1 protein-coding gene is annotated in these 275 nt (G+C 65.8%); it reads left to right on the top strand.

The window, feature by feature from the left end:
* Positions 1 to 35: 35 nt before the first annotated feature.
* On the top strand, positions 36 to 275 hold a 240-nt coding region (locus tag MJ643_RS30715), incomplete at its 3' end, for a hypothetical protein (protein ID WP_247727312.1).

Raw genomic sequence — 275 nt, 5'->3', positions numbered from 1 at the left:
ATGTAGAAGGACCGCAATCGACAAGGGAGGGATCGATGTTTTCGAGGGGAGTCCTGAGCGCCAGCCTGCTCGCTCTGTTGACGCTGGCGCTGACGGACGCAGGGGCCTTCGCCCAGCAGCAGGACCGCGGCGAGCTGGCGCTCGGCAAGACCTCGCAGGGGCGGGGGATGGGCGTCCGCGTCTACGAGCGAACGCTGCAGATGCTCGACTTCAACGCCGTGCTTCGTTGCCGTGACGGCAGCGAGCTGATCGTCGAAGAGGGTGGTTTCCTGCCG

The organism is Pseudomonas sp. PNPG3 (assembly GCF_023093815.1).
Classification (GTDB): domain Bacteria; phylum Pseudomonadota; class Gammaproteobacteria; order Pseudomonadales; family Pseudomonadaceae; genus Aquipseudomonas; species Aquipseudomonas asiatica.
Note: the sequence above shows the minus strand (reverse complement) of the source record. Positions and strands in the feature narration are given on the sequence as shown.